The 20,887-nt window shown below is 68.6% G+C and carries 21 protein-coding genes and 4 pseudogenes; 12 read left to right on the forward strand and 13 right to left on the reverse strand.

All coding sequences use genetic code 11. The features are described from left to right. The first annotated feature begins 59 nt into the window (after positions 1-59). Both QUE79_RS13495 and QUE79_RS13500 read left to right on the forward strand, forming a co-directional pair. Positions 60-907, forward strand: a pseudogene (locus tag QUE79_RS13495) (Sir2 family NAD-dependent protein deacetylase). A gap of 59 nt (positions 908-966) precedes the next feature. Beyond that, on the forward strand, positions 967-1,605 hold the full coding sequence (locus QUE79_RS13500) for a histidine phosphatase family protein (RefSeq protein ID WP_286343558.1): 639 nt from the start codon (positions 967-969) through the stop codon (positions 1,603-1,605). Positions 1,606-1,615: 10 nt separating this feature from the next. Here the strand turns inward: QUE79_RS13500 and QUE79_RS13505 are convergent, their stop codons facing one another. The 3 genes and pseudogenes from QUE79_RS13505 to QUE79_RS13515 form a co-directional block, all read right to left on the reverse strand. Then, the gene (locus QUE79_RS13505) at positions 1,616-2,002 is read right to left on the reverse strand and encodes a nitroreductase/quinone reductase family protein (protein WP_286343559.1); all 387 of its coding nucleotides are present in this window, start codon (positions 2,000-2,002) and stop codon (positions 1,616-1,618) included. 28 nt (positions 2,003-2,030) lie between these two features. Then, positions 2,031-3,110, reverse strand: a pseudogene (locus tag QUE79_RS13510) (glycosyltransferase family 4 protein). A 16-nt stretch (positions 3,111-3,126) separates the two neighbouring features. Then, positions 3,127-4,020 (reverse strand): alpha/beta fold hydrolase, encoded by an 894-nt coding sequence (locus QUE79_RS13515; RefSeq protein WP_350271548.1) that lies wholly within the window; start codon positions 4,018-4,020, stop codon positions 3,127-3,129. Positions 4,021-4,144: 124 nt separating this feature from the next. On the opposite strand from QUE79_RS13515, the gene treS reads away from it, so the two are divergent. Beyond that, positions 4,145-5,890 carry a maltose alpha-D-glucosyltransferase gene (gene treS / locus QUE79_RS13520; RefSeq protein WP_286343560.1) on the forward strand — a complete coding sequence of 582 codons (1,746 nt, stop codon included), beginning with the start codon at positions 4,145-4,147 and terminating at the stop codon, positions 5,888-5,890. Between the two features lie 38 nt (positions 5,891-5,928). Further along, a complete protein-coding gene (locus QUE79_RS13525) occupies positions 5,929-6,660 on the forward strand; it encodes a 3'-5' exonuclease (RefSeq protein WP_286343561.1) in 732 nt (243 codons plus the stop codon). On the opposite strand, the gene QUE79_RS13530 is transcribed toward QUE79_RS13525, so the two are convergent. The 4 genes from QUE79_RS13530 to QUE79_RS13545 form a co-directional block, all read right to left on the reverse strand. Next, a complete protein-coding gene (locus QUE79_RS13530) occupies positions 6,641-7,108 on the reverse strand; it encodes a hypothetical protein (RefSeq protein WP_286343562.1) in 468 nt (155 codons plus the stop codon). The two genes, QUE79_RS13525 and QUE79_RS13530, sit on opposite strands and share 20 nt — an antisense overlap. A gap of 278 nt (positions 7,109-7,386) precedes the next feature. After that, complete coding sequence (locus tag QUE79_RS13535; protein WP_286343563.1) at positions 7,387-8,097, reverse strand: phosphotransferase; 711 nt, start codon at positions 8,095-8,097, stop codon at positions 7,387-7,389. Next, a complete protein-coding gene (locus tag QUE79_RS13540) occupies positions 8,052-8,282 on the reverse strand; it encodes a hypothetical protein (protein ID WP_286343564.1) in 231 nt (76 codons plus the stop codon). Before QUE79_RS13540 ends, QUE79_RS13535 begins: the two co-directional genes overlap by 46 nt. Positions 8,283-8,383: 101 nt before the next feature. Further along, positions 8,384-8,635: a type B 50S ribosomal protein L31 gene (locus tag QUE79_RS13545; protein WP_286343565.1), complete on the reverse strand. Its 252-nt coding sequence runs from the start codon at positions 8,633-8,635 to the stop codon at positions 8,384-8,386. Between the two features lie 81 nt (positions 8,636-8,716). Between QUE79_RS13545 and QUE79_RS13550 the strand changes: the two genes are divergently transcribed. Next, positions 8,717-10,174, forward strand: a complete 1,458-nt coding sequence (locus QUE79_RS13550) for a peptide MFS transporter (protein WP_286343566.1) — start codon at positions 8,717-8,719, stop codon at positions 10,172-10,174. Between the two features lie 94 nt (positions 10,175-10,268). Here QUE79_RS13550 and QUE79_RS13555 read toward each other — a convergent pair whose 3' ends face one another. Next, positions 10,269-11,054, reverse strand: coding sequence for an ABC transporter ATP-binding protein (locus QUE79_RS13555; RefSeq protein ID WP_286343567.1), 786 nt, complete (start codon positions 11,052-11,054; stop codon positions 10,269-10,271). Positions 11,055-11,167: 113 nt separating this feature from the next. Then, positions 11,168-12,349 (reverse strand): glycogen synthase, encoded by a 1,182-nt coding sequence (gene glgA / locus QUE79_RS13560; RefSeq protein ID WP_286343568.1) that lies wholly within the window; start codon positions 12,347-12,349, stop codon positions 11,168-11,170. A gap of 47 nt (positions 12,350-12,396) precedes the next feature. Here glgA and QUE79_RS13565 point away from each other — a divergent pair, with 47 nt between their 5' ends. Beyond that, positions 12,397-13,638 carry a glucose-1-phosphate adenylyltransferase gene (locus QUE79_RS13565; protein WP_286343569.1) on the forward strand — a complete coding sequence of 414 codons (1,242 nt, stop codon included), beginning with the start codon at positions 12,397-12,399 and terminating at the stop codon, positions 13,636-13,638. A gap of 126 nt (positions 13,639-13,764) precedes the next feature. Beyond that, a complete protein-coding gene (gene serB / locus QUE79_RS13570) occupies positions 13,765-14,403 on the forward strand; it encodes a phosphoserine phosphatase SerB (protein WP_286343570.1) in 639 nt (212 codons plus the stop codon). A gap of 141 nt (positions 14,404-14,544) precedes the next feature. Here serB and fabG read toward each other — a convergent pair whose 3' ends face one another. Beyond that, positions 14,545-15,255, reverse strand: coding sequence for a 3-oxoacyl-ACP reductase FabG (gene fabG, locus QUE79_RS13575; protein WP_286343571.1), 711 nt, complete (start codon positions 15,253-15,255; stop codon positions 14,545-14,547). Positions 15,256-15,394: 139 nt separating this feature from the next. Between fabG and QUE79_RS13580 the strand changes: the two genes are divergently transcribed. The 4 genes and pseudogenes from QUE79_RS13580 to QUE79_RS13590 all read left to right on the forward strand — a co-directional run bounded on the left by QUE79_RS13580 (position 15,395) and on the right by QUE79_RS13590 (position 16,909). Next, positions 15,395-15,787 carry a DUF3099 domain-containing protein gene (locus tag QUE79_RS13580; RefSeq protein ID WP_286343572.1) on the forward strand — a complete coding sequence of 131 codons (393 nt, stop codon included), beginning with the start codon at positions 15,395-15,397 and terminating at the stop codon, positions 15,785-15,787. Continuing rightward, positions 15,784-16,029: a hypothetical protein gene (locus tag QUE79_RS13585; protein ID WP_286343573.1), complete on the forward strand. Its 246-nt coding sequence runs from the start codon at positions 15,784-15,786 to the stop codon at positions 16,027-16,029. The genes QUE79_RS13580 and QUE79_RS13585 overlap by 4 nt, the downstream gene beginning before the upstream one ends. Before the next feature lie 65 nt (positions 16,030-16,094). After that, positions 16,095-16,433, forward strand: a pseudogene (locus QUE79_RS25615) (SURF1 family protein); the annotation flags it as partial. Between the two features lie 56 nt (positions 16,434-16,489). Further along, on the forward strand, positions 16,490-16,909 hold the full coding sequence (locus tag QUE79_RS13590) for an SURF1 family protein (RefSeq protein ID WP_286343574.1): 420 nt from the start codon (positions 16,490-16,492) through the stop codon (positions 16,907-16,909). Positions 16,910-16,942: 33 nt separating this feature from the next. Here the strand turns inward: QUE79_RS13590 and QUE79_RS13595 are convergent. Continuing rightward, a pseudogene (locus tag QUE79_RS13595) lies at positions 16,943-18,540 on the reverse strand (ABC-F family ATP-binding cassette domain-containing protein). A gap of 135 nt (positions 18,541-18,675) precedes the next feature. On the opposite strand from QUE79_RS13595, the gene QUE79_RS13600 reads away from it, so the two are divergent. Beyond that, positions 18,676-19,290, forward strand: coding sequence for a biotin transporter BioY (locus QUE79_RS13600; protein ID WP_286343575.1), 615 nt, complete (start codon positions 18,676-18,678; stop codon positions 19,288-19,290). Positions 19,291-19,759: 469 nt separating this feature from the next. On the opposite strand, the gene QUE79_RS13605 is transcribed toward QUE79_RS13600, so the two are convergent. Both QUE79_RS13605 and sufC read right to left on the reverse strand, forming a co-directional pair. Continuing rightward, entirely contained in the window at positions 19,760-20,095 is a 336-nt protein-coding gene (locus QUE79_RS13605) for a metal-sulfur cluster assembly factor (RefSeq protein ID WP_286343576.1), read from the reverse strand. 2 nt (positions 20,096-20,097) lie between these two features. Continuing rightward, positions 20,098-20,880: a Fe-S cluster assembly ATPase SufC gene (sufC, locus tag QUE79_RS13610; RefSeq protein WP_286343577.1), complete on the reverse strand. Its 783-nt coding sequence runs from the start codon at positions 20,878-20,880 to the stop codon at positions 20,098-20,100. Between the last annotated feature and the right edge of the window lie 7 nt (positions 20,881-20,887).

Genomic DNA, 20,887 nt, shown 5'->3' on the forward strand with positions numbered 1-20,887 from the left:
AACATATCGGAAAGAGTCGTTGTTTAGGCTAACGTCACCTGCCTTTGAGGAGCTCCACCATGCCGAACGCCACCGCGACCGAGAGCAGCACGTCCGCCGGGCTCGATGCGGCCGTCGTCGCGCTCTCCGGGCGCAAGCTCTCCGTCCTCACCGGCGCAGGCATCTCGACCGACTCCGGCATCCCCGACTACCGCGGCGAGGGCGCCCCGTGCGCAATCCGATGACCTTCCAGCAGTTCCGGGCGAACGCCGACTTCCGCAAGCGCTACTGGGCCGGCAGCCACCTCGGGTACCGGCACTTCGCCGCGGCCGCCCCTAACGACGGGCACCGGGCGCTGGCGGAGCTCGAGCGGTCGGGGCTCTCCAACGGCGTCGTCACGCAGAACGTCGACGGCCTCCACCTCCGAGCCGGGTCCTCTCGCGTCGTCGACCTGCACGGCACCGTCGACCGCGTCGTCTGCCTCACCTGCGGGCAGGCCTTCGCGCGCGACACCATCGCGGCCCGAATGGCCGCCGCGAACCCGTGGCTCGACCACCCCGACGAGGTCCGCCTCAACCCCGACGGCGACGTCGAGGTGTCCGACATCGACTCGTTCGAGGTACCCGTCTGCACGGTCTGCGGCGGCGTCCTCAAACCCGACGTCGTCTTCTTCGGCGAGTTCGTTCCTGTCGAGCGCTTCGCGGAGGCGAAGGCGATGGTCGCGGGAGCCGAGGCACTGATCGTCGCAGGGTCGTCTCTGGTCGTGAACTCCGGGATCCGGCTCCTCGAAACGGCCCTTCGCAAGAAGCTGCCGGTCGTCATCATCAACCGGGGCGTCACCAAGGGCGACTCCCGTGCCACCGTTAAGCTGAACGCGGGCACGTCGGAGTCGCTGGCGGCCCTCACCGAACGGCTCGTCGTCGCGTAGTCCACTCGGGGCGCGACCGGCCCCCTGGCCGCGGGGGCGGTCCACAGAAAGACGAACCGATGACACTGCTCTACCTGGTGCGCCACGGCGAGACCGACTGGAACAAAGCGCGAAAGATCCAGGGGGCGACCGACATCCCCCTCAACGACCTCGGTCGGCGCCAGGCCGCCGCGGCGGCCCACCTCCTCGGGCGACGCCGTTTCGACGCCGTCGTCGCGAGTCCGCTGTCGCGAGCGACCGAGACGGGCAGGATCATCGCCGATCACCTCGGTCTCGCCGCTCCCGCTCTCGTGCCCGGCGTCGCCGAGCGCAGCTACGGCGAGGCCGAAGGGTTGACCTTCGACGAGGTCGAGGCCCGCTTCCCGGACACCACTCCCGTTCCCGGCCGTGAGAGCCGCTCCGGGCTCTTGATTCGCGTCGAGGCTGCACTCCTCGCGATCGCTGCCGCGCACCCCGACAGCGCCGTGGTCGTCGCGACCCACGGCGCGGTCATCCGGTCGATCGTGAACCACGTCGCCCCCGACCACGAGGCGAGCATCGGAGTCCCGATCAGGAACGGCTCGATCCACTCGTTCGAGGTGACCGACGGCGCCCTCACGCTCGTGGCGTTCGACGACCCGATCGAGGTCGAATCCGAAGCCGCCGGCCGCTACGCGTTCGACTACCAGAACGCGCTGGAGGGGCGCGCCGACGCTTAGGGCGTGTCTCTCAGTTCACCGCGGGCCGTGCGTCGAAGACGACTTCGACCAGAGGGCTCTCTTCCACCCACACCGACGTGTCGGCCTGCGCGGAGAGCTCGCCGAGAGTCGGCAGGATGCCTCCCAAGACCCGCTCGCGCTCGGCCGGCTCGGTGATGGGCCGCGCAGTCGCCGCAAGGTCCGCCTGAGCGGTCTGCTTCAGGTGGAAGGTGAACGCGGGGTGCGCGACGAGGTTCGCGTACCAGGAGCGAGGACGCCCCGGGGTGCCGGTGATGTAGAAGCGGCCGTCGAGCCGGTGGAACCAGATCTCGATCCGTCGCGCTTCACCCGACTTCCGCCCCGTCGTGGTGATGTCGATGACTCGGTCCGATGCCAGTGCTTCCGCTACGTCGCTCATGATCCGAATCTATCTCCGGATCGCCCGACTATCGCCCGTCCGCCGCAATGTGACGGAGGAGGTCGAGCAGCACCTCGGCGGAGGAATCCCAGCTGTATCGCGCCGCCTCGACGATCCCCGCCGAGCTCCGGCGTTCCCACTCCCCGGCTCCTCGAGCCGACGCACGGCCGAGGCGATCGACGCGGGCGACTCCGGATCGAAGTAGAGCGCGGTGTCGCCGCCGATCTCGCGGAAGATGGGGATGTCGCTCACGACCGCCGGCGTGCCGAGAGCCATCCCCTCGATGACGGGGATCCCGAACCCCTCGGCTCGCGAGGCGGTGACCGCCGCCACGGCGCCGAGCAGCACCTCGCGGTATTCGTCGTCGCTCGCCCCGTTGTGGAAGACCAGCGAATCGATCGGGGCGAGACGCTCGAGGTCTTCGCGCTCGCGGTCGGACACGCGGCTCATCAGGTGGAGGCGGTAACCGGGCAGGAGCTCGAGGGCCCTGGCCAGCGCGCCGACGTTCTTGTACGGCATGAACGAGCCCATGTACACCAGGTCGCGCTGCTCGGGGATCGAGCGTGGGGGCGGCGTCTGCGGGTCGGCCGCGTTGGCGACGACCGTGATCGGTCGCTTGGTCAAGTGGTGCTCGCGCATCTCGCGGCCGGTGGTGTCGCTGACGGTGACGACGGCGTCCGCCCGGTTGAGCAGCATCCGCTGCGGCCACCAGGCGAGGTGGTAGAGGCGCCAGAGCAGACGGATCGGCGGGGCGAACTCCGGCGGCGGCGTCCGGTTCGTGTAGTAGATGAGGTCGTGCAGCGTGAGCACGAGCCGGTAGCGGCGCCCGAACGACCCCATCGTCTGCATGGGTGACCAGACGACGTCCGGTCGGAGCCGGTTGACCTGCAGGGCGACCAGGGTTCCAGCGCGCTCGTCGGCGCGGAGACGAGCCGATGGGGGCGTCCGGCAGCTTGTCGAGTTGGCGCACGTCGTTGATCAGCATCGTGAACTCGACGTGCCCCGCCAGGGCGGTGACCACGCCGGCCGTGAAGCGGCTGATGCCGTCGTGGCGGCCGACCCGGACGTAGCGGCAGTCGACCACTATCTTCGGTGCGGAGGCGCTCATCGCAGGAGGTCCAGGATCAGCGTCGCCGCCTCCCGTGGCTTCTCGTAGTGGATGAGATGGCCGACCCCGTGGATGACGTCGAGCTGGGCCTCCGGGAACAGCTTCTGCAACTCGTACTGGGCCGGCAGCGCCGTGATGTCGTCTCGGTCGGCCGCGATGAGAAGCGTCGGCGTCGTGATCCTGCGCGCGTAGGTCGACACGTCGCTCGACACGGACGCCTTGAACGACTGGAGCACCACGGTGCGATTCGCGAACAGCGAGAAGTAGGTGTCGTGCTGATCGTGGATCCACGCGAGGAGCGACTTCGAGGTCGTCTTCGCCATGGCGAGGCTCGCGATGCGCGTGACGATGCGGCTCCGCAGGATCGCCTGGCCCACGCGTTCCGGGAGGGCGGCACCCGCCCAGTAGTAGAAGACCGCCAGTCGCGTGAAGACGCCGCGCGGCCCTTCAGCGCCGGAGCGGCAATCGGATTGACCAGGATCAGCTTCGAGGCACGAACCCCGGACGCCAGAGCGGCGCTCGTGACGATGGAGCCGAACGAGTGACCCAGGATGACGACGTCGTCGCCGAGGCCGAGCTCGTCGAGGAACGCCTCCAGCCAGGCGGCGTAGCTCGCCACGCTGTGCTCCCGGTCGGTGAACGCCTGCGACTCGCCGAACCCCGGCAGGTCGGGTGCGATGACGCGGACGCCGCCGAGGAAGGCGACGACCGGCTCCAGACCGTGGTGGTCGCCCCGGAAACCGTGGACCGCCACGAGAGTGACCGCGGCATCGTCCGACCCGTAGACCCAGTACCGCGTCGTGCTGCCGAACACCTCGACTTCGGCCGAACGGACGGGGATCGCCCCGAGCTGCTCGGCGTACGGGGAAGGCACGGTGGTCTGCGGGGTGGTCGGGTCAGGCGAAGGCACCCAGCCAGTCTAGGGACGCAGGATCGGACGTCGACCAACCTGTGACGAACGACCTGCGGTCGTCCTAGGCTGGGCCAACCGGTCGGACCCACCTGCCGTCTACGTCGAAGTCGCAAGGAGAACGGTGAGCTTCACTGCCCCCATCCAAACGCCCGGTCTGACGCTCGATCCCCAGTGGTTCAGACGCAGCGTCTTCTACGAGGTCATGGTCCGGTCGTTCGTCGACTCGAACGGCGACGGTGCGGGCGATATCGCCGGGCTGTCCTCCAAACTCGACTACCTGCAGTGGCTCGGCATCGACGCCCTCTGGATGCCGCCGTTCTTCCAGTCGCCCCTCCGCGACGGCGGCTACGACATCTCCGACTACAAGGCGATCCTGCCCGAGTTCGGCACCCTCGACGAGTTCCGCGACCTCGTCACCAAGGCGCACGAGCGCAACATGCGCATCGTCATCGACATGGTGATCAACCACACCTCCGACGCCCACGAGTGGTTCCAGCAGTCCCGCGAAGACCCCGAGGGTCCCTACGGCGACTTCTACACCTGGAGCGACACCGACGAGAAGTACGAGAACATCCGGATCATCTTCGTCGACACCGAAGAGAGCAACTGGACCTTCGACCCGGTCCGCCGCCAGTACTTCTTCCACCGGTTCTTCAGCCACCAGCCCGACCTCAACTACGAGAACCCCAAGGTCCACGAGGCCATCTACGACGTGATCCGGCACTGGCTCGACCTCGGGGTCGACGGCATCCGCCTCGACGCGATCCCCTACCTCTATCAGTCGGAGGACGGCAACGGCGAGGGTGAGCCGGCGACGCACGAGTTCGTGAAGAAGCTCCGCGCCATGGTCGACGAGGAGTACCCCGGCAGGATCATGATCGCCGAGGCGAACCAGTGGCCCCGCGAGGTCGCGGCGTTCTTCGGCACCGACGACGAGCCGGAGTGCCACATGGCCTTCGATTTCCCGGTCATGCCGCGCATCTTCTACTCGCTGCGCTCGCAGAGCGCCGCCGAGCTGACCAGGATCCTCTCCGAGACCACCGACGTGCCCGACTCGGCCGGCTGGGGTGTGTTCCTCCGGAACCACGACGAGCTGACCCTCGAGATGGTCAGCGAGGAGTATCGGCAGGCCATGTACGGCTGGTACGCGTACGACCCGCGGATGCGCTCCAACATCGGGATCCGGCGTCGGCTCGCTCCCCTGCTCGACAACTCGCGGGCCGAGCTGGAGCTCGCGCACGCGCTCCTGTTCGCCCTCAAGGGGTCGCCGTTCCTGTACTACGGCGACGAGATCGGCATGGGCGACAACATCTGGCTGAACGACCGCGACGCCTCGCGCACGCCGATGCAGTGGACTCCCGACCGCAACGCCGGCTTCTCGACCGCCGATCCCGGCAAGCTCTACCTCCCCGTCGTGCAGTCGCTCGTGTACAACTACACGCTCGTCAACGTCGAGAGCCAGCTCGCCCAGTCGCGCTCCCTCCTGCACTGGATCCGCAACGTCATTCACGTGCGCAAGGCGCATCCCACCTTCGGGCTCGGCGAGATGGAGGTCCTCCCGACCGATCACGACTCCGTGCTGTCGTTCGTGCGCTCGTACGCGGGATCCGGAACCTCGTTCGGAGATTCGGCGGAAGACATCCTCTGCGTCTTCTCGTTCGCCCACAATCCGGCCTCGGTGACGGTGGTCGCGCCCCGGTTCGCCGGCCGCAAGCTCTTCGACCTCTTCGGTGGCGGCGAGTTCCCGGCGTTCGACGACGAAGGCCGCGTGCAGCTCACGCTCGGCACGCAGGCCTTCTTCTGGCTGCACGTCGGCGGTCCGAACGTGACGCCGACCCTGCCGATCTCCACCGTCGACGGGGAGTGATGCCGGCTCGTGTCGGTGGCTGCCCCTAGGCTGCTTGCGTGAGTGAAACGACTGTGGGCCCGGTTCCCGTCTCCTGGTGGGACGGCCTCGGCGTCTTCGACCTCGAGACGACCGGCATCGACGTCGAGACCGCGCGTATCGTGACGGCGCACGTCGGCCTCATCGACTCGACCGGCGCGTCGATCGCCCACGGCGAGTGGTTGGCCGATCCCGGTGTCGACATCCCGGTGCAGGCGTCGGCGGTGCACGGCATCACCACCGAGCAGGCGCAGGCCGAAGGGCGCCCGGCTCCCGAGGTCGTCGCCGAGATCATCGCGGCCGTTCAGGCCGTCTTCACCCGCGGCGTGCCGCTCGTCATCTACAACGCCCCGTACGACCTCACCGTCCTCGACCGCGAGGCCCGCCGTTACGGCCTCGAGCCGCTCGTGGTCGAGGCCGGCTGGGTCGTCGACCCACTCGTCATCGACAAGGCGGTCGACAAGTACCGCAAGGGCAAGCGCACCCTCGAGGCCGCCGCCGAGTTCTACGAGGTCGTGCTCGACGACGCGCACAACGCCGGTGCCGACGCCATTGCGGCCGGTCGCGTCGCACAGGCCATGGCGAAGCGGCACCTCGACAAGCTCGACCTTCCCGCCGCCGACCTGCACACCCTCCAGGTGGGGTGGTGCGCCGAGCAGGCCGCCTCCTTCCAGGAGTACATGCGGCGCAAAGACCCGACCTTCACCGCCGCCGGCGACTGGCCCGCCCGCCCTAGCCCGATCGTCGGCTGAGCACCGCCTCCAGCGCCGAGACCGACACGAACTCCTCTCCCGGAGCGGGCGCGACGACGATCGCGCGGGGTCGTCCGTCCACGTAGGCTGCGTGTCCCTCGACGACGTCGCCCATCGACGACCCCACGAACGGGCCGTGGATGTCGGCGCCGTCTGCGCCGTCTGCGTTGGCAGCGTCGGCAGCGCGCTCCGCGAAGCGCCGTTCTGCCGCTGCGGCGTCCGTGCGGAGGACGACCTCGACGAAGCGGGCGCCCCGGGATCCTGCTGTCGCTTCGAGCGTCTCTGCGAACCCTGGCCGCGAGAGGTATTGCGGCACGACGACGTCCCGCCCGCTGCCGAGGTGCGTGCGGATCATCGCCAGCGCCAGCTCCCGAGCCACCAGCCCGGCGGAGAGCGGATCGTCACGCCACCCACCCAGCATCGAGCGCACCAGGTCGATGTCGAGCACGAGGGCCAGGGGTGCTCGGCGGCCCAGGCTCGCGCCAGCGTCGACTTGCCGGTCGCGGGCGTCCCGTTCAGCAGGATCAGCGTCGCCATGCCTCCACCCTCTCACTCCCGCCCGCCCCTACCCCCTGCCGCCCTCCGCCCCCTCCGCCTCCTCCCGAAATCGAAGGGGATTCTCGTCTCGCACCCCGTTCGGCCGCCTGACTGCGGGCCGGCAGCCAGCATCCCCTTCGATTTCGGGAGGGTGGGGTGGGGCGGCGTGGTGGCTGAGGCGGGACGCCGTCAGAGCTCGGGCGCTTCGAGGAGTCGTCGGACCGTGCTGAGGCCGAGGGCGCTGGCAGCGGGGTTCGACTCGCGGTAGTACCAGACCAGGCCCATCGCCTGCTCGAGGGCCCAGCCGGCACCTCGCCGCCACTCGGCGTCGTCGCCGCCGACGCCGCTTCGAAAGACGTCGCGGGCCGCAGCGTCGAGCAGATGCCAGCCCGCAACGAGATCGAGCGCAGGATCGGCGGGCGCGAACCCGCCCCCGTCGAGCACGCCGAGCAGCCGCTCCCCTTCCACCAGGAGGTTGGCCGGGATCAGGTCGCGGTGGTTCATCGTCAGTGTCGACGGCGCCGGAAGGTCTCGGACGCTTCGCCAGAGCGCTCGGGCGCCGGCCACGTCGACCAGGCCTTCGCTCTCCGCGAAGCAGCGCTCGACCCAGAAATCGTGATCGGCCAGCAGACCGCCTCGTCCTCCACTGTCGAACCGGCGGCCCCGCGTATCGGCGCCGCGGAGCGCCAAGACCAGACCCGTGAGATCACCCGCGAACTGCGGTGACCCCGCGAGCCCCTCGGGGGTGGCGGTCTCGCCCGGCAACCACGTCTGCACGGACCACGGAAGCGGATAACCCTCGCCGGGCTCGCCGATCGCCACCACCTGGGGTGTCGGCACCGGGCAACTGGCGGTCAACTCGTCCATGGCCGCGGCCTCCGCGCGGAGGGTGTCGAGCACTGTCGCAGGATCGGCGTCGTGCAGGGGAAGCGCGCGGTCAGGTTCTCGCCCACTCGGAAGATGGCGTTCTCGGTCCCGGTCGAGTGCACGGGCTCGACGAGCTCGTCGCGCCACTCGGGGAACTGGGTCGCGAGGAGGCCGGCCGCGACGTCGGCGTCGACGGGCAACTGATCGTCGTGCATCATCGCCCTGAGCCTGGCCGACGCGCGGGTCGAGTGCAACCCCGCGGCCGGGAACGACGAAGGCGCCCGACCGAAGTCGGGCGCCTTCGCGGTGAAGCTGCGGCCTACTTGCTGCCGAAGTTCTTGAAGCGCTGGTTGAACTTCTCGACGCGACCGGCCGAGTCGAGGATGCGCTGCTTGCCCGTGTAGAACGGGTGCGAAGCCGACGAGATCTCGACGTCGATGACGGGGTACGTGACGCCGTCGAGCTCGATCGTCTTGTCGCTGGTCGCGGTCGAACGGGTGAGGAAGGTCTCACCGGACGCGAGGTCGCGGAACACGATCGGGTTGTAGTCGGGGTGGGTGTCGGTCTTCATGGGATTCCTCAACGTGTGTGTGCGCTGGTTTTTGCCAGCGCGGATTTGGTGGCAGCCAGGGCCAGCTGTCTACGATACACCATGGACTCCGGCAAAGAAGCTGTCCGCGATGCCCGATTCTTCGGGCAACCACGCTCCCTCGCGACCCTCTTCGGGGTCGAACTCTGGGAGCGCTTCTCGTTCTACGGCATGCAGGGAATCCTGCTCCTCTACCTCTACTTCAGCGTCCGTGACGGCGGCCTCGGCATCGACAAGGGGACGGCTGCGGGCATCGTCGGCGCGTACGGGGGCGGCGTCTACCTCGCCACCATTCTCGGTGCCTGGGTCGCCGATCGTCTCCTCGACGCCCAGCGAACTCTTCTCGTCAGCGCCGTCGTCGTCATGGCCGGGCACGTGGCCCTCGCCCTCCTGCCGGGGGTCGCCGGGGTCGGCGTCGGCCTGATCCTGATCGCCGTGGGCAGCGGAGGTCTCAAGGCGACGGCGACGACCCTGGTCGGCACCCTCTACAGCGAAGACGATCCGCGTCGTGACGCCGGTTTCTCGCTCTACTACCTCGGCATCAATCTGGGTGCGTTCCTCGGGCCGATCCTGACCGGGATCCTGCAGGACAGCATCGGCTTCCACTACGGCTTCGGCCTCGCCGCCGTCGGCATGGCCGCGGGCCTCGCGCAGTACCTGGTGTCGCGGAAGAACCTGCCGTCCGCCTCGCGAGAGGTGCCCAACCCGCTCCCCCGGCAGAAGCTGCCTCGTATCGTCGGGGTGGCCGTCGGCGCGGTCGCCGTCATCGTGGCCGCCGTCCTGACGCGTCTCATCACGGCCTCGAACCTCGCGCTCGTCGTCATCGTCGTGACCGCGGTCGCCTCGGTGATCTACTTCGTCGTGATCCTGACCAGCCGTTCGATCAGCTCGGACGAGCGCTCCCGCGTCGTCGCCTTCATCCCCCTGTTCGTCGCCAGCGCGGTGTTCTGGTCGATCTATCAGCAGCAGTTCACCGTGCTGACCCTCTACACCGACGAGCGACTCGACCGGTCGGTGTTCGGCTGGGAGTTCCCGATCCCGTGGGTGCAGTCGATCAACCCCGTCTTCATCATCATCCTGTCGGGCGTCTTCGCCGCGATCTGGACGAAGCTCGGCACCCGGCAGCCGGCGACGCCCGTGAAGTTCGCGGGTGGCGCGATCGTCGTGGGTCTCGCGTTCCTGCTCTTCCTGCCGTTCTCCGGAACGGGGACGCACGGGACGCCGGTTCTCGCCATCGTGCTCATCCTGCTGGTGTTCACGGTCGCCGAGCTCCTGCTGTCGCCGGTCGGCCTGTCGGCGGCCACGAAGCTCGCGCCGGAGAAGTTCCGGACGCAGATGGTCGCGCTGTTCTTCCTGTCGGTCGCACTCGGGTCGGCCGCCTCCGGCCTTCTCGCCGGCGCCTACGATCCGACGAACGAGGTGCCGTACTTCGGCCTGCTAGGGATCGTCTCGATCGCCGTGGGCGTCGTGCTGCTGGTGCTGGCCAGGCCGGTGCTCCGCCTGATGCGTGGCGTCCGCTGACGTGACCGTCGCACAAGCCGCACAACCGGATTGGGCTCGCCCGACGCACCGTTACAGGTCGGGCGAGTGGTTTGTGGTGGCGTGACTACCGGTGTCAGCTCGTGGCGCGGGCCGAGTAGCGGCCGTCGAGCTCGGTGACGTCGAGGTCGAGGCCGAAGGTGGCGCCGAGCGTCTCGGCGGTGAGCACCTCGGCCAGCGGCCCGGAGGCCTCGACCTGGCCGTGCGAGAGCAGGAGGGCGTGAGTGAAGCCGCGCGGGATCTCTTCGACGTGGTGCGTCACCATGACGATGGCGGGTGCGCCCTCGCTCGACGCGTAGCCGCCGAGCATGCGCAGCAGCTCTTCGCGGGCGCCGAGGTCGAGGGAGGCGGCCGGCTCGTCGAGCAGGAGGAGCTCGGGGTCGGTCATGACCGAGCGGGCGATCTGGACGCGCTTCTGCTCGCCGTCGCTGAGGTCGCCGAAGGTGCGCTCGGCGAGGTGGCCCAGGTTCCACTCGTCGAGGACGCGGTGCGCCCGACGGACGTCGACGCCCTCGTACTCTTCGTTCCAGCGACCGGTGACCGAGTACGCGGCGGTCAGCACGACGTCGACGACCTTCTCCTTCGGCGGGATGCGCCGGGCGATCGTGGTCGACGCGAAACCGATGCGCGGGCGCAGATCGAAAAGATCGACGCTGCCGAGATCTTCGCCGAGGATCTCGGCGTGCCCGGAGGACGGGTGCGTCTGGGCCGCCGCGACCTGCAGGATGGTGGTCTTGCCGGCGCCGTTGGGGCCGAGCACCACCCAGCGCTCTTCGGAATCGACTGTCCAGTTGACGGAATCGACGACCCGAGAGCCATCTCGAACCACGGACACGTCGGTGAGCTGCAGAACGGTGGGCATGGTCAAACTCTATTCCACGCTGCCCGGGCGAACGGCGAACGAATCGTGTCGGTGGACAACTCGTGTCGACGGGATCTCTCGGCGCGCCGCCGGGACGTCACCTGCCCGCGGCGTCAGACGAGCGATCGGTAGATCTCGAGCGTGCGCTCGGCGATGCTCGCCCAGCTGAAGTCCTGTTCGGCCCTCGCCCGCCCGGCTCGGCCCATGAGCCGTGCCATTCCGGTGTCGGCCACGGTCTCGGTGAGAGCCGCCGCGAGATCCTGCACGAATTTGTCGGGGTCGAGAGGGGTTCCGGTGCCGTCGGTGGCCTGTTCGATCGGTACCAGGCGACCCGTGAAGCCGTCGGCGACGACCTCGGGGATGCCACCCGTGGCCGTGCCGACCACGGGGAGGCCACAGGCCATCGCCTCGAGGTTGACGATGCCGAGGGGCTCGTAGATGGACGGGCAGACGAAGACCGTAGCGCTGGAGAGGACGGCGCAGAGCTCGTCGCGCGGCAGGATCCGTTCGATCCAGACGACGCCGGTACGGGTCTGCTGCAGCTCTTCGACGAGCCCGGTCACCTCGGCCATGATCTCCGGGGTGTCGGGTGCACCGGCGCAGAGAATGAGCTGGACGTCGTCCGGAAGGAGCGCGGCCGCCCGCAGCAGGTAGGGAAGGCCCTTCTGCCGCGTGATCCTGCCCACGAAGACCACGGCGGGGCGATCCGGGTCGATCCCGAGCGAACGGACGAGCTCGGGTTCGTCGAGGCGCCGCCAGGACTCGAGATCGATGCCGTTGTAGACGACGCTCACCTTGGCAGGATCGATGGTCGGATAGGAGCGCAGGATGTCGCGCCGCATGCCGTCGCTCACGGCGATCACGGCGTCGGAGGTCTCGTACGCCTGCCTCTCGATCCAGCTCGACACGCGGTAGCCGCCGCCGAGCTGCTCGGCCTTCCAGGGACGGAGCGGCTCGAGGGAGTGGGCGGTGAGGACGTGCGGGACATCGTGGAGCATCTGCGCGAGCTGCCCGGCGGCGTTCGCGTACCAGGTGTGCGAGTGGACGACGTCGGCCCCCTCGACGTCCTGGGCGATGGCGACGTCGACCCCGAGGGTCTTGAGCGCTCCGTTGGCGTCGCTCAACTCGACGAGGTCGGGGTAGCCGGTGGTGCCGTCTTCGTCGACCGCGTCGCCGAACGCGCGCACGCGGACGTCGATCGACGGACGGAGGGCCTTGACCAGCTCCGTCACATGGACGCCCGCGCCGCCGTAGACGTTCGGCGGGTATTCCTTGGTGATCACATCGACTCGCACGACGCTTACCGTAGTCGTCCGCGCGCGAAACGTGCCATTCTGGCGTCATGGCATCAAAGAAGATCTTCGGCATCGTGTTGGCCGGCGGAGAAGGCAAGCGACTGATGCCCCTCACAGCGGACCGCGCGAAGCCCGCAGTCCCTTTCGGCGGCAACTACCGCCTCATCGACTTCGCGCTCTCCAATCTCATCAACTCGGGGCTCCGTCAGATCGTCGTCCTGACGCAGTACAAGTCGCACAGTCTCGACCGCCACGTCTCGCAGACGTGGAGCATCGAGGGTCTGCTCGGCGCGTACGTGGCCTCCGTTCCGGCCCAGCAACGCCTCGGCAAGCGCTGGTTCGCCGGCAGCGCCGACGCGATCCTGCAGAGCCTCAACCTGCTCCGCGACGAGAAGCCCGACATCGTCGTCGTGGTCGGCGCGGACCACGTCTACCGGATGGACTTCGCGCAGATGGTCGAGGCGCACATCGCCTCCGGCAAGAGCGCCACCGTCGCGGCGATCCGCCAGCCGATCTCGCTGGCCGACCAGTTCGGGGTCATCCAGACCAAGGCCGACGACGCCACCCTCATCGACGCCTTCCTCGAGAAGCCGAAAGATCCGGTCGGGCTCGCCGACTCCCCCGACGAAGTCCTGGCCTCGATGGGCAACTACGTCTTCAATGCCGACGCGCTGATCGACGCCGTGCTCCGCGACGGCGAGAACACCTCGTCGAACCACGACATGGGCGGCGACATCATCCCCGACTTCGTGTCGCGCGGCGACGCCGCCGTCTACGACCTCAACCGCAACGAGGTGCCCGGGTCGACCGAGCGCGATCGCTACTACTGGCGCGACGTCGGAACGATCGACTCCTTCTACGACGCCCACCGCGACCTCATCGCCGCACTGCCGGTCTTCAACCTGTACAACACCGCCTGGCCGATCTTCAGCCAGCAGCTCAACTCGCCGCCCGCCAAGTTTGGGCGCGACGAGCACGGCAACCCGGGCAGCGTCATCGAGTCGATCGTCTCGCTCGGCACGCTCGCGGTCGGCTCGCACATCGAGCGCAGCGTGGTGGGCCCCTGGAACACCCTCGACTCAGGATCCCGCGTCGTCGACTCCGTGCTCTTCGACCGCATCTACGTCGGCAAGAACTCGATCGTCAATCGCGCGATCCTCGACAAGGACGTCGTCATCGTCGACGGCGCGCATGTCGGGCTCGACGCGGAGGCCGACCGGGCTCGTGGCTTCACCGTGACGCCCTCCGGCATCACCGTGGTCGGCAAGGGCGTTCGCGTCGAGCAGTAGCACCTCTGCCGTAACGCGTTTTGCGGACGTTCCACCCTGCCGCGGCAGGGCGGAACGTCCGCAAACGCGTTGCGGCGAAGGCTCCGGTCGACGTCACAGCCGTGGGACGGCCAGTAACCTGGGCGAGTGCCGCGCTTCCTTGTCGTCCTCGACGTCGACTCCACGCTCATCGAGAACGAGGTGATCGAGCTTCTGGCGTCGGTCGCGGGCTCCCACGACGCCGTGCGCGACATCACCGAGCGGGCGATGGCGGGCGAGCTCGACTTCGCCGCGAGCCTCCGGGAGCGCGTGGCGACGCTCACGACGCTCCCCGTCTCGTGTTTCGACGAGGCGTTGGCCGCCGTCACCGTCACGCGGGGCGTCCCCGAACTCATCGCAGGCGTCCACGCCGCGGGCGGCTTCGTCGGCGTGGTCTCGGGCGGGTTCCACGAGATCCTCGACCCTCTGGCCGCGTCGCTCGGTCTCGACCACTGGCGGGCCAATCGGCTCGCCAGCGTAGACGGCCGCCTCACGGGCGAGGTCGACGGCCCCGTCATCGACGCCGAGGCGAAGGCTGCGGCGCTCCGCGAGTGGGCGCAGGATCACGGCGTCCCCCTCACCAGGACCGTCGCGATCGGCGACGGCGCCAACGACCTGCAGATGATGCAGGCCGCCGGACTCTCCGTGGCGTTCGACGCCAAGCCGCGCGTCCGAGCCGCCGCCGACGTGGCGATCGACGTGCGCGACCTGTCGCAGGTGCTGCCGCTGCTCGGCCTCCGCGGCTGACGCCGCTTCGGCCGCGCCGCCCGTTCACCGATCTACCCGCCGCCCCGCCCTGCCCCGTTCTGCGAGTGCGGCGCCGAAAGCACGGAGTCCGCCCCGACCGCAGAGCGGCGGGGCGGACTCCTCCAGTCGATGGAGCAGACCTCAGTGGCCCATCCCGAGGCCGCCGTCGACGGGGATGACGGCGCCCGAGATGTAGCCGGCGTCGTCGGACGAGAGCCAGGTGATGGCCTTCGCGACGTCGTCCGCCGTGCCGTATCGGCCGGCGGGAATGCTCTTCTTGTACTCGGCCTGCTGGGCCTCGGGAAGGACGGCCGTCATGTCGGTCTCTATGAACCCCGGCGCGACGACGTTGGCGGTGATACCCCGGGCGCCCAGCTCGCGCGTGATGGAGCGCGCGAAGCCGACGAGGCCGCTCTTGGAGGCGGCGTAATTGGCCTGACCCGCGCTGCCGTAGAGGCCGACCACGCTGGAGACCAGCACGATCCTGCCGAAGCGCGCTTTGAGCATGCCCTTGGAGGCACGCTTCACGACGCGGAACGTGCCGCCGAGGTTCGTGTCGAGGACGGAGGTGAAGTCGTCTTCGGACATGCGCATCAGCAGGGTGTCCTTGGTGATGCCCGCGTTGGCCACGACGACCTCGACCGGGCCGAGCTCCTGCTCCACCTGAGTGAATGCGGCGTCGATCGAGGCGGCGTCGGTCATCTCGGCCCGCACCGTCAGTGTGCCCTCGGGGCCCTCGCCCGAGCGGGCGGTGACGGCCACGCGGTGGCCGTCGGCGACGAACTGGGAGGCGATGGCGAAACCGATTCCGCGGTTGCCTCCGGTGACCAGGACGGTGCGTGGCGTGGTCATGAGTGTCTCCAAGTCGTTCGGTGTCGAGAGATCGGCGGGCGCACAGCTCGCATCGACCCCGACAAGCCTAGTGTCGTGCCGAGAACGACTTAGCATTGTCCTGTGCGTTCGACCGAAACGCCCCCGAGCCCGTGAGCACATGAAGATCAAGACGAAGAAGAGCGACACCAGCCTCGCGATCACGACGCTGCCCCCGTCGCCGGACGAGGAGCGCCACGGCCGGATGATCCGGTACTCGCTGGCCATGCTGATCCGCCTCATCTGCGTGATCCTGGCGTTCGTCATCCCCTTCGGCTGGTGGACCCTGCTGCCCGCGATCGGCGCGGTCGTGCTGCCGTACGTCGCCGTCGTCCTCGCCAACGTCGGCCAGGAGGGTGCTCGTCGCACCGTCGAGCGTCCCGGGGCCGTCGAGGTGTACCGGCCGGAGAACGTCTACCACCCGGAGGACTTCCAGGGCGAGACGTACCGCACCGAGCCCTCGCGGCCCGACCCCTCGCGCACCGGCCCCACCGGCCCCGAGACCGACCGATGATCCTCGGAGCCTCCGGCCCCGACACCGTGCAGTGCTCGCGAGCAGGATGCCGCGAAGACGCCGTCTACCAGGTCAACTGGCGGAACCCCAAGATCCACGGCATCGACCGGGTCAAGGTCTGGGCCGCCTGCGCAGAGCACGTAGACTTCCTTGCAGAATTTGTGCGATCCCGCGACTTCCCCGTGGCGGTGACGACACTGGGCGAGACCGTTGAAACGGTCGGAGCGGAGGCCGACTCGTGAGGGAGTGGCGCTTCGTGTTCTCCAAGAAGTGGGTCGGCTACCTCGCCGTCGCGGTCGTCTTCGCCGTGATCTGCGTCTTCCTGTCGCACTGGCAGTGGGAACGTCGCGCGGAGAATCTCGCACTGCAGGATCGCCTGAACGACAACTACAACGCCCGTCCCGTCGCTCTCACCAGCATCCTGCCCGATCGCGACTCGTACTCGGCGGCCGACGAGTTCAAGCCCGTCACGGTGACCGGGCACTACCTGGTCGACAAGACGTTCCTGGCCCGCGACCGCAGCTACAACGGCTACCCCGGGTTCGAGGTTCTGGTGCCGCTCGAGACGGCCTCCGGCGACGTCTTCGTCGTCGATCGCGGCTGGGTGGCGACCGGCGACACGCACGACGCCCCAGACTCCATCCCCACTCCCCGTCCGGCACCGTCACCGTCGTCGCCCGCCTGGCCCAGGCCGAGGGCGACGTGCCCGGTCGCACGGACATCCCGGGCACGAACGAGCTGGCGCGAATCCAGCCGGCCGACATCGCCAAGCGGCTGCAGCTGCCCACCTACACCGCCGCGTACGGCCAGCTCAAGCACGAGACGCCGTCGGCCGCCGTCCTGCCGAAGCTGGCGCAGAAGCCGCAGATCAACTGGTCGCTCAACCTGTCGTACGCGATCCAGTGGGTGATGTTCGCGCTGGCCGCGTTCGGCTTCCTGATCTACGTCATCCGCCAGGAATACGACGTGCGCAACAGCGACGAGGAAGACCAGCGCTGGCTCGAGGAAGAGCGCGAGCGGAAGCGCCTCAAGCGCGGCCCCACCGACGCCGACGTCGAAGACGCCGAACTCGACGAGGCCGGCTACGAGTCGTCGGTGCCGGGGACGCGGATCAGCCGGTAGGAGGGGCCGCGAGGGTTCGTGCGCTCCGCTGCGCTACGCAAGCGTGATGAGATCGCTGTAGTCCTTCGTCCAGTGGTCTTCGGTGCCCTCGGGCATGATGAGGACGCGCTCGGGGTTCAGCGCCTCGACCGCCCCCTCGTCGTGGCTGACGAGAACGACGGCGCCCTCGTAGTTGTTGAGAGCATCGAGGATCTCGAGGCGTGACGCCGGGTCGAGGTTGTTGGTGGGCTCGTCGAGCAGGAGCACGTTCGCGCCCGACACGACGATCATGGCCAACGCCAGACGCGTCTTCTCGCCGCCGGAGAGGACCCCGCCGGCTTCGCCGAATCGTCGCCCGTGAACAGGAACGACCCGAGAACGCGCCGCGCCTCGGTCTCGGTGATGTTCGGCGAGGACGACACCATGTTCTCGAGCACGCTGCGCTTGACGTCGATCGTCTCGTGCTCCTGCGCGTAGTAGCCGATGCGCAGACCGTGTCCTGGCTCCAGCTGTCCGGTGTCGGGCTGGTCGACTCCCGCCAGGATGCGCAGCAGAGTCGTCTTACCGGCACCGTTGAGGCCCAGGATCACGACCTTCGAACCCCGGTCGATCGCCAGATCGACGGCGGTGAAGATCTCGAGCGAACCGTAGCTCTTCGAGAGGTTGGTCGCCATCAGGGGCGTCCGGCCGCAGGCGGCCGGCGTCGGGAACCGCAGCTTGGCGACGCGGTCGACGGCCCTGACCTCGTCGAGACCGGCGAGCAGCTTCTCGGCGCGGGCGACCATCTGGTGGGCGGCCGCGGCCTTGGTGGCTTTGGCGCCGAAGCGTGCCGCCTGCTTCTGCAGGGCGGACGCCTGCTTCTCGGCGTTGGCGCGCTCCTTCTTGCGGCGCTCCTCGTCGGCGGCGCGCTGGCGCTGGTAGTTGCGCCAGCCCATGTTGTAGATGTCGATCTGCTGGCGGTTCGCGTCGAGGTAGAAGACGCGGTTGACGACCTCTTCGACCAGCTCGATGTCGTGGCTGATCACGATCACGCCGCCCTGGTACGTCTTGAGGTACTCGCGAAGCCAGACGACCGAGTCGGCGTCGAGGTGGTTCGTGGGCTCGTCGAGGATCATCGTCTCTGCAGCGGAGAACAGGATGCGGGCCAGCTCGATGCGCCGGCGCTGACCACCCGAGAGGGTCGACAGCGGCTGGTCGAGGATGCGGTCGGGCAGGCTGAGGTTGCTGGCGATGCTCGCCGCTTCGGCCTCGGCCGCGTAGCCGCCGAGCGCGTTGAAGCGGTCGTCGAGGTCGCCGTAGCGCTTCATGGCCTTCTCGGCCACGGCGGGGTCGTCGCTGCCCATGTCCTGGGTCGCCTTCTGGATCCCGAGCAGGATCTGGCCGAGACCACGGGCGTCCAGGATCCGAGTGCGAGCCAGGTCTTCGGGATTGCCCGACCGCGGATCCTGCGGAAGATAGCCGATCTCGCCGGTCTTCTCGATCTTGCCGCCTGTGGGCATCGTCTCGCCCGCGAGCGTCTTGGTCATGGTCGTCTTGCCCGCGCCGTTCCGGCCGACGAGGCCGATCTTGTCGCCCTTGTCCACCCGGAAGGTGACGTCCTCCATGAGGAGGCGAGCGCCTACGCGAATTTCTAGGTCGTGCACGGAGAGCACAGCAAAAGTCCAATCATCTGAGGAGGTGTCCACAACGCCGCCCGCCGGTGGGCCGCCCCTAGGATGAAAGGGATCGAAGCGTGGACCTGTTTCGCGGCAGCGAAGCCGGTCAACCCACCCATTCTAGGAGATTGCATGACGAACCCCGCCGCATCGACCCTTCGGCCTGTTCTGGCAGACCGTTTCGTGCCGAGGAGTCTCGCCACCGACGCCGCCCTCGTCCTCGGCGGCGTCGCCTTCACCGGCATCATGGCGCAGGTCGAGATCCCGCTCTGGCCCGTCCCGATCACCGGTCAGACGCTCGCCGTCATGCTCGTCGGGGCGACCCTCGGGGCTCGCCGCGGGGCCCTGTCGCTGACCCTCTACATGCTGATCGGCCTTCTGGGCGTGCCGCTGTTCGCGGGGCTGACCGGCGGCGGCCACAGCCTGGCGCTGCCCAGCTTCGGGTTCATCATCGGATTCATCCCGGCCGCGGCTCTCGTCGGCTGGCTGTCGCAGCGCAAATGGGACCGACACGTGATCCTGTCGCTGGGCGCATTCCTGCTGGCCAGCCTCCTCCCGTTCGCCGTCGGTCTGCCCTACCTCGCCATGTCCCTCGGGCAGCTCGGGCTCCCCAACGGTTTCGGCGACGTCATGGCGGCCGGCTTCACGCCGTTCATCCTCGGTGGCATCGTCAAGTGGGTCATCGCCGCCGGCACCCTCCCGCTGCTCTGGCGCGGTGTCAAGGCTCTCGACCGTCGGGCGAAGTAGTCCGCCGACCTCGCGTCCGCACAGAAGGCCCCCGGCGTACGCCGGGGGCCTTCTGTGTGCCGGGCCCGCCCGGGTCTGCGCGGCCCCGCGCCTGACCGTCTCGACCCGCGCCGTCCTGTCCTGCCGCGTCTCGCGCTGTCCCGCCGCGTCCCGCCGCGCCCCGACCCACGCCGCCCCTCCAGAAATCGAAGGGGATTTTTCGCTGACGGGCCCGGATCCCCAAGGAACGGTTGTCTGCGCGAGAATCCCCTTCGATTTCCGGCAGGAGTGTGTGGCAGGCAGGCAGGCAGGCGGGCGGGCGGAGAGGCGGACGGCTAAGCAGGCAGGCAGGCACGGGCGTGTGCGCACGACAGGCGAGTGCGGCAGGGCGGGCGCAGCAGGGGGACGCACCGGGACGGGGCAGCAGGGCAGCGGCGCGCGACACGAAGAAGCCCTCCGGCACGGGGCCGGAGGGCTTCAGCGAGGACGGTCAGATCGAGAAGCCGATCGCGCGCATCATGTCGCGGCCGTCGTCGGTGATTCGTTCCGGGCCCCACGGCGGCATCCACACCCAGTTGATGCGGAACGCCTCGACGATGCCGTCGAGGGCGTTGGCCGTCTCGGATTCGATGACGTCGGTCAGCGGGCAGCCGGCGCTCGTCAGCGTCATGCTGATGATGAGGGCGTCTGCGACCTCGTCGTCCATCGCGAGGTCGTAGATGAGGCCGAGGTCGACGACATTGACGCCCAGCTCGGGGTCCATGACCTCTTTGAGCGCCTCTTCGACCTGGTCGAACTTCTCAGGGGCGAGCGCTACGGCGGCCATGATCAGTTGCCTGCTGCTGCGGCCGCTGCCGCGCTGGCGGTGACGTAGCGGTCGTAGCCCTCGTTCTCGAGCTGGTCGGCCAGCTCGGGGCCGCCCTGCTCGGCGACGTGGCCGTCGACGAACACGTGCACGAAGTCGGGCTTGATGTAGCGGAGGATGCGCGTGTAGTGCGTGATCATCAGGATGCCGAGGTCGGTGGCCTGGTGCGCGCGGTTGACGCCCTCGGACACGATCTTCAGGGCGTCGACGTCGAGGCCGGAGTCGGTCTCGTCGAGGATGGCGAACTTCGGCTTGAGGAGTTCGAGCTGCATGATCTCGTGGCGCTTCTTCTCGCCGCCGGAGAAGCCCTCGTTGACGTTGCGCTCGGCGAACGAGGCGTCCATCTTGAGGTCGGACATGTGGCTGCGGAGGTCTTTGATCCAGGTGCGCAGGGCGGGAGCTTCGCCGTCGAGGGCCGTCTTGGCCGTGCGGAGGAAGTTCGCGACGGTGACGCCGGGGATCTCGACGGGGTATTGCATGGCCAGGAAGAGGCCGGCCTTGGCGCGCTCGTCGACGGTCATGTCGAGAACCTCTTGGCCGTCCAGCCGGATGGAGCCGCCGTCGACCTTGTAGCGGGGGTGTCCGGCGATCGTGTAGGCGAGAGTCGACTTGCCGGAGCCGTTCGGCCCCATGACGGCGTGGATCTCACCCTTGTTGATGGTCAGATCGACGCCCTTGAGGATGGGCTTGTTGCCCTGCTCGGTGTCGATCGAGACCTGGAGGTCGCGGATTTCGAGGGTTGACATGCTGTTC

The organism is Frondihabitans sucicola, assembly GCF_030296615.1.
GTDB lineage: Bacteria > Actinomycetota > Actinomycetes > Actinomycetales > Microbacteriaceae > Frondihabitans > Frondihabitans sucicola.

Excerpts from the sequence above, each read along its gene's own strand:
- QUE79_RS13540 (WP_286343564.1), bottom strand. The coding sequence starts at position 8,282 with ATGATGCACGACGATCAGTTGCCCGTCGACGCCGACGTCGCGGCCGGC.
- sufC (WP_286343577.1), bottom strand. The coding sequence starts at position 20,880 with ATGTCAACCCTCGAAATCCGCGACCTCCAGGTCTCGATCGACACCGAG.
- QUE79_RS13580 (WP_286343572.1), top strand. The coding sequence starts at position 15,395 with ATGAAGATCAAGACGAAGAAGAGCGACACCAGCCTCGCGATCACGACG.
- QUE79_RS13600 (WP_286343575.1), top strand. The coding sequence starts at position 18,676 with ATGACGAACCCCGCCGCATCGACCCTTCGGCCTGTTCTGGCAGACCGT.
- QUE79_RS13605 (WP_286343576.1), bottom strand. The coding sequence starts at position 20,095 with ATGGCCGCCGTAGCGCTCGCCCCTGAGAAGTTCGACCAGGTCGAAGAG.
- QUE79_RS13565 (WP_286343569.1), top strand. The coding sequence starts at position 12,397 with ATGGCATCAAAGAAGATCTTCGGCATCGTGTTGGCCGGCGGAGAAGGC.
- QUE79_RS13505 (WP_286343559.1), bottom strand. The coding sequence starts at position 2,002 with ATGAGCGACGTAGCGGAAGCACTGGCATCGGACCGAGTCATCGACATC.
- QUE79_RS13500 (WP_286343558.1), top strand. The coding sequence starts at position 967 with ATGACACTGCTCTACCTGGTGCGCCACGGCGAGACCGACTGGAACAAA.
- QUE79_RS13585 (WP_286343573.1), top strand. The coding sequence starts at position 15,784 with ATGATCCTCGGAGCCTCCGGCCCCGACACCGTGCAGTGCTCGCGAGCA.
- fabG (WP_286343571.1), bottom strand. The coding sequence starts at position 15,255 with ATGACCACGCCACGCACCGTCCTGGTCACCGGAGGCAACCGCGGAATC.
- QUE79_RS13555 (WP_286343567.1), bottom strand. The coding sequence starts at position 11,054 with ATGCCCACCGTTCTGCAGCTCACCGACGTGTCCGTGGTTCGAGATGGC.
- QUE79_RS13550 (WP_286343566.1), top strand. The coding sequence starts at position 8,717 with ATGGACTCCGGCAAAGAAGCTGTCCGCGATGCCCGATTCTTCGGGCAA.
- QUE79_RS13545 (WP_286343565.1), bottom strand. The coding sequence starts at position 8,635 with ATGAAGACCGACACCCACCCCGACTACAACCCGATCGTGTTCCGCGAC.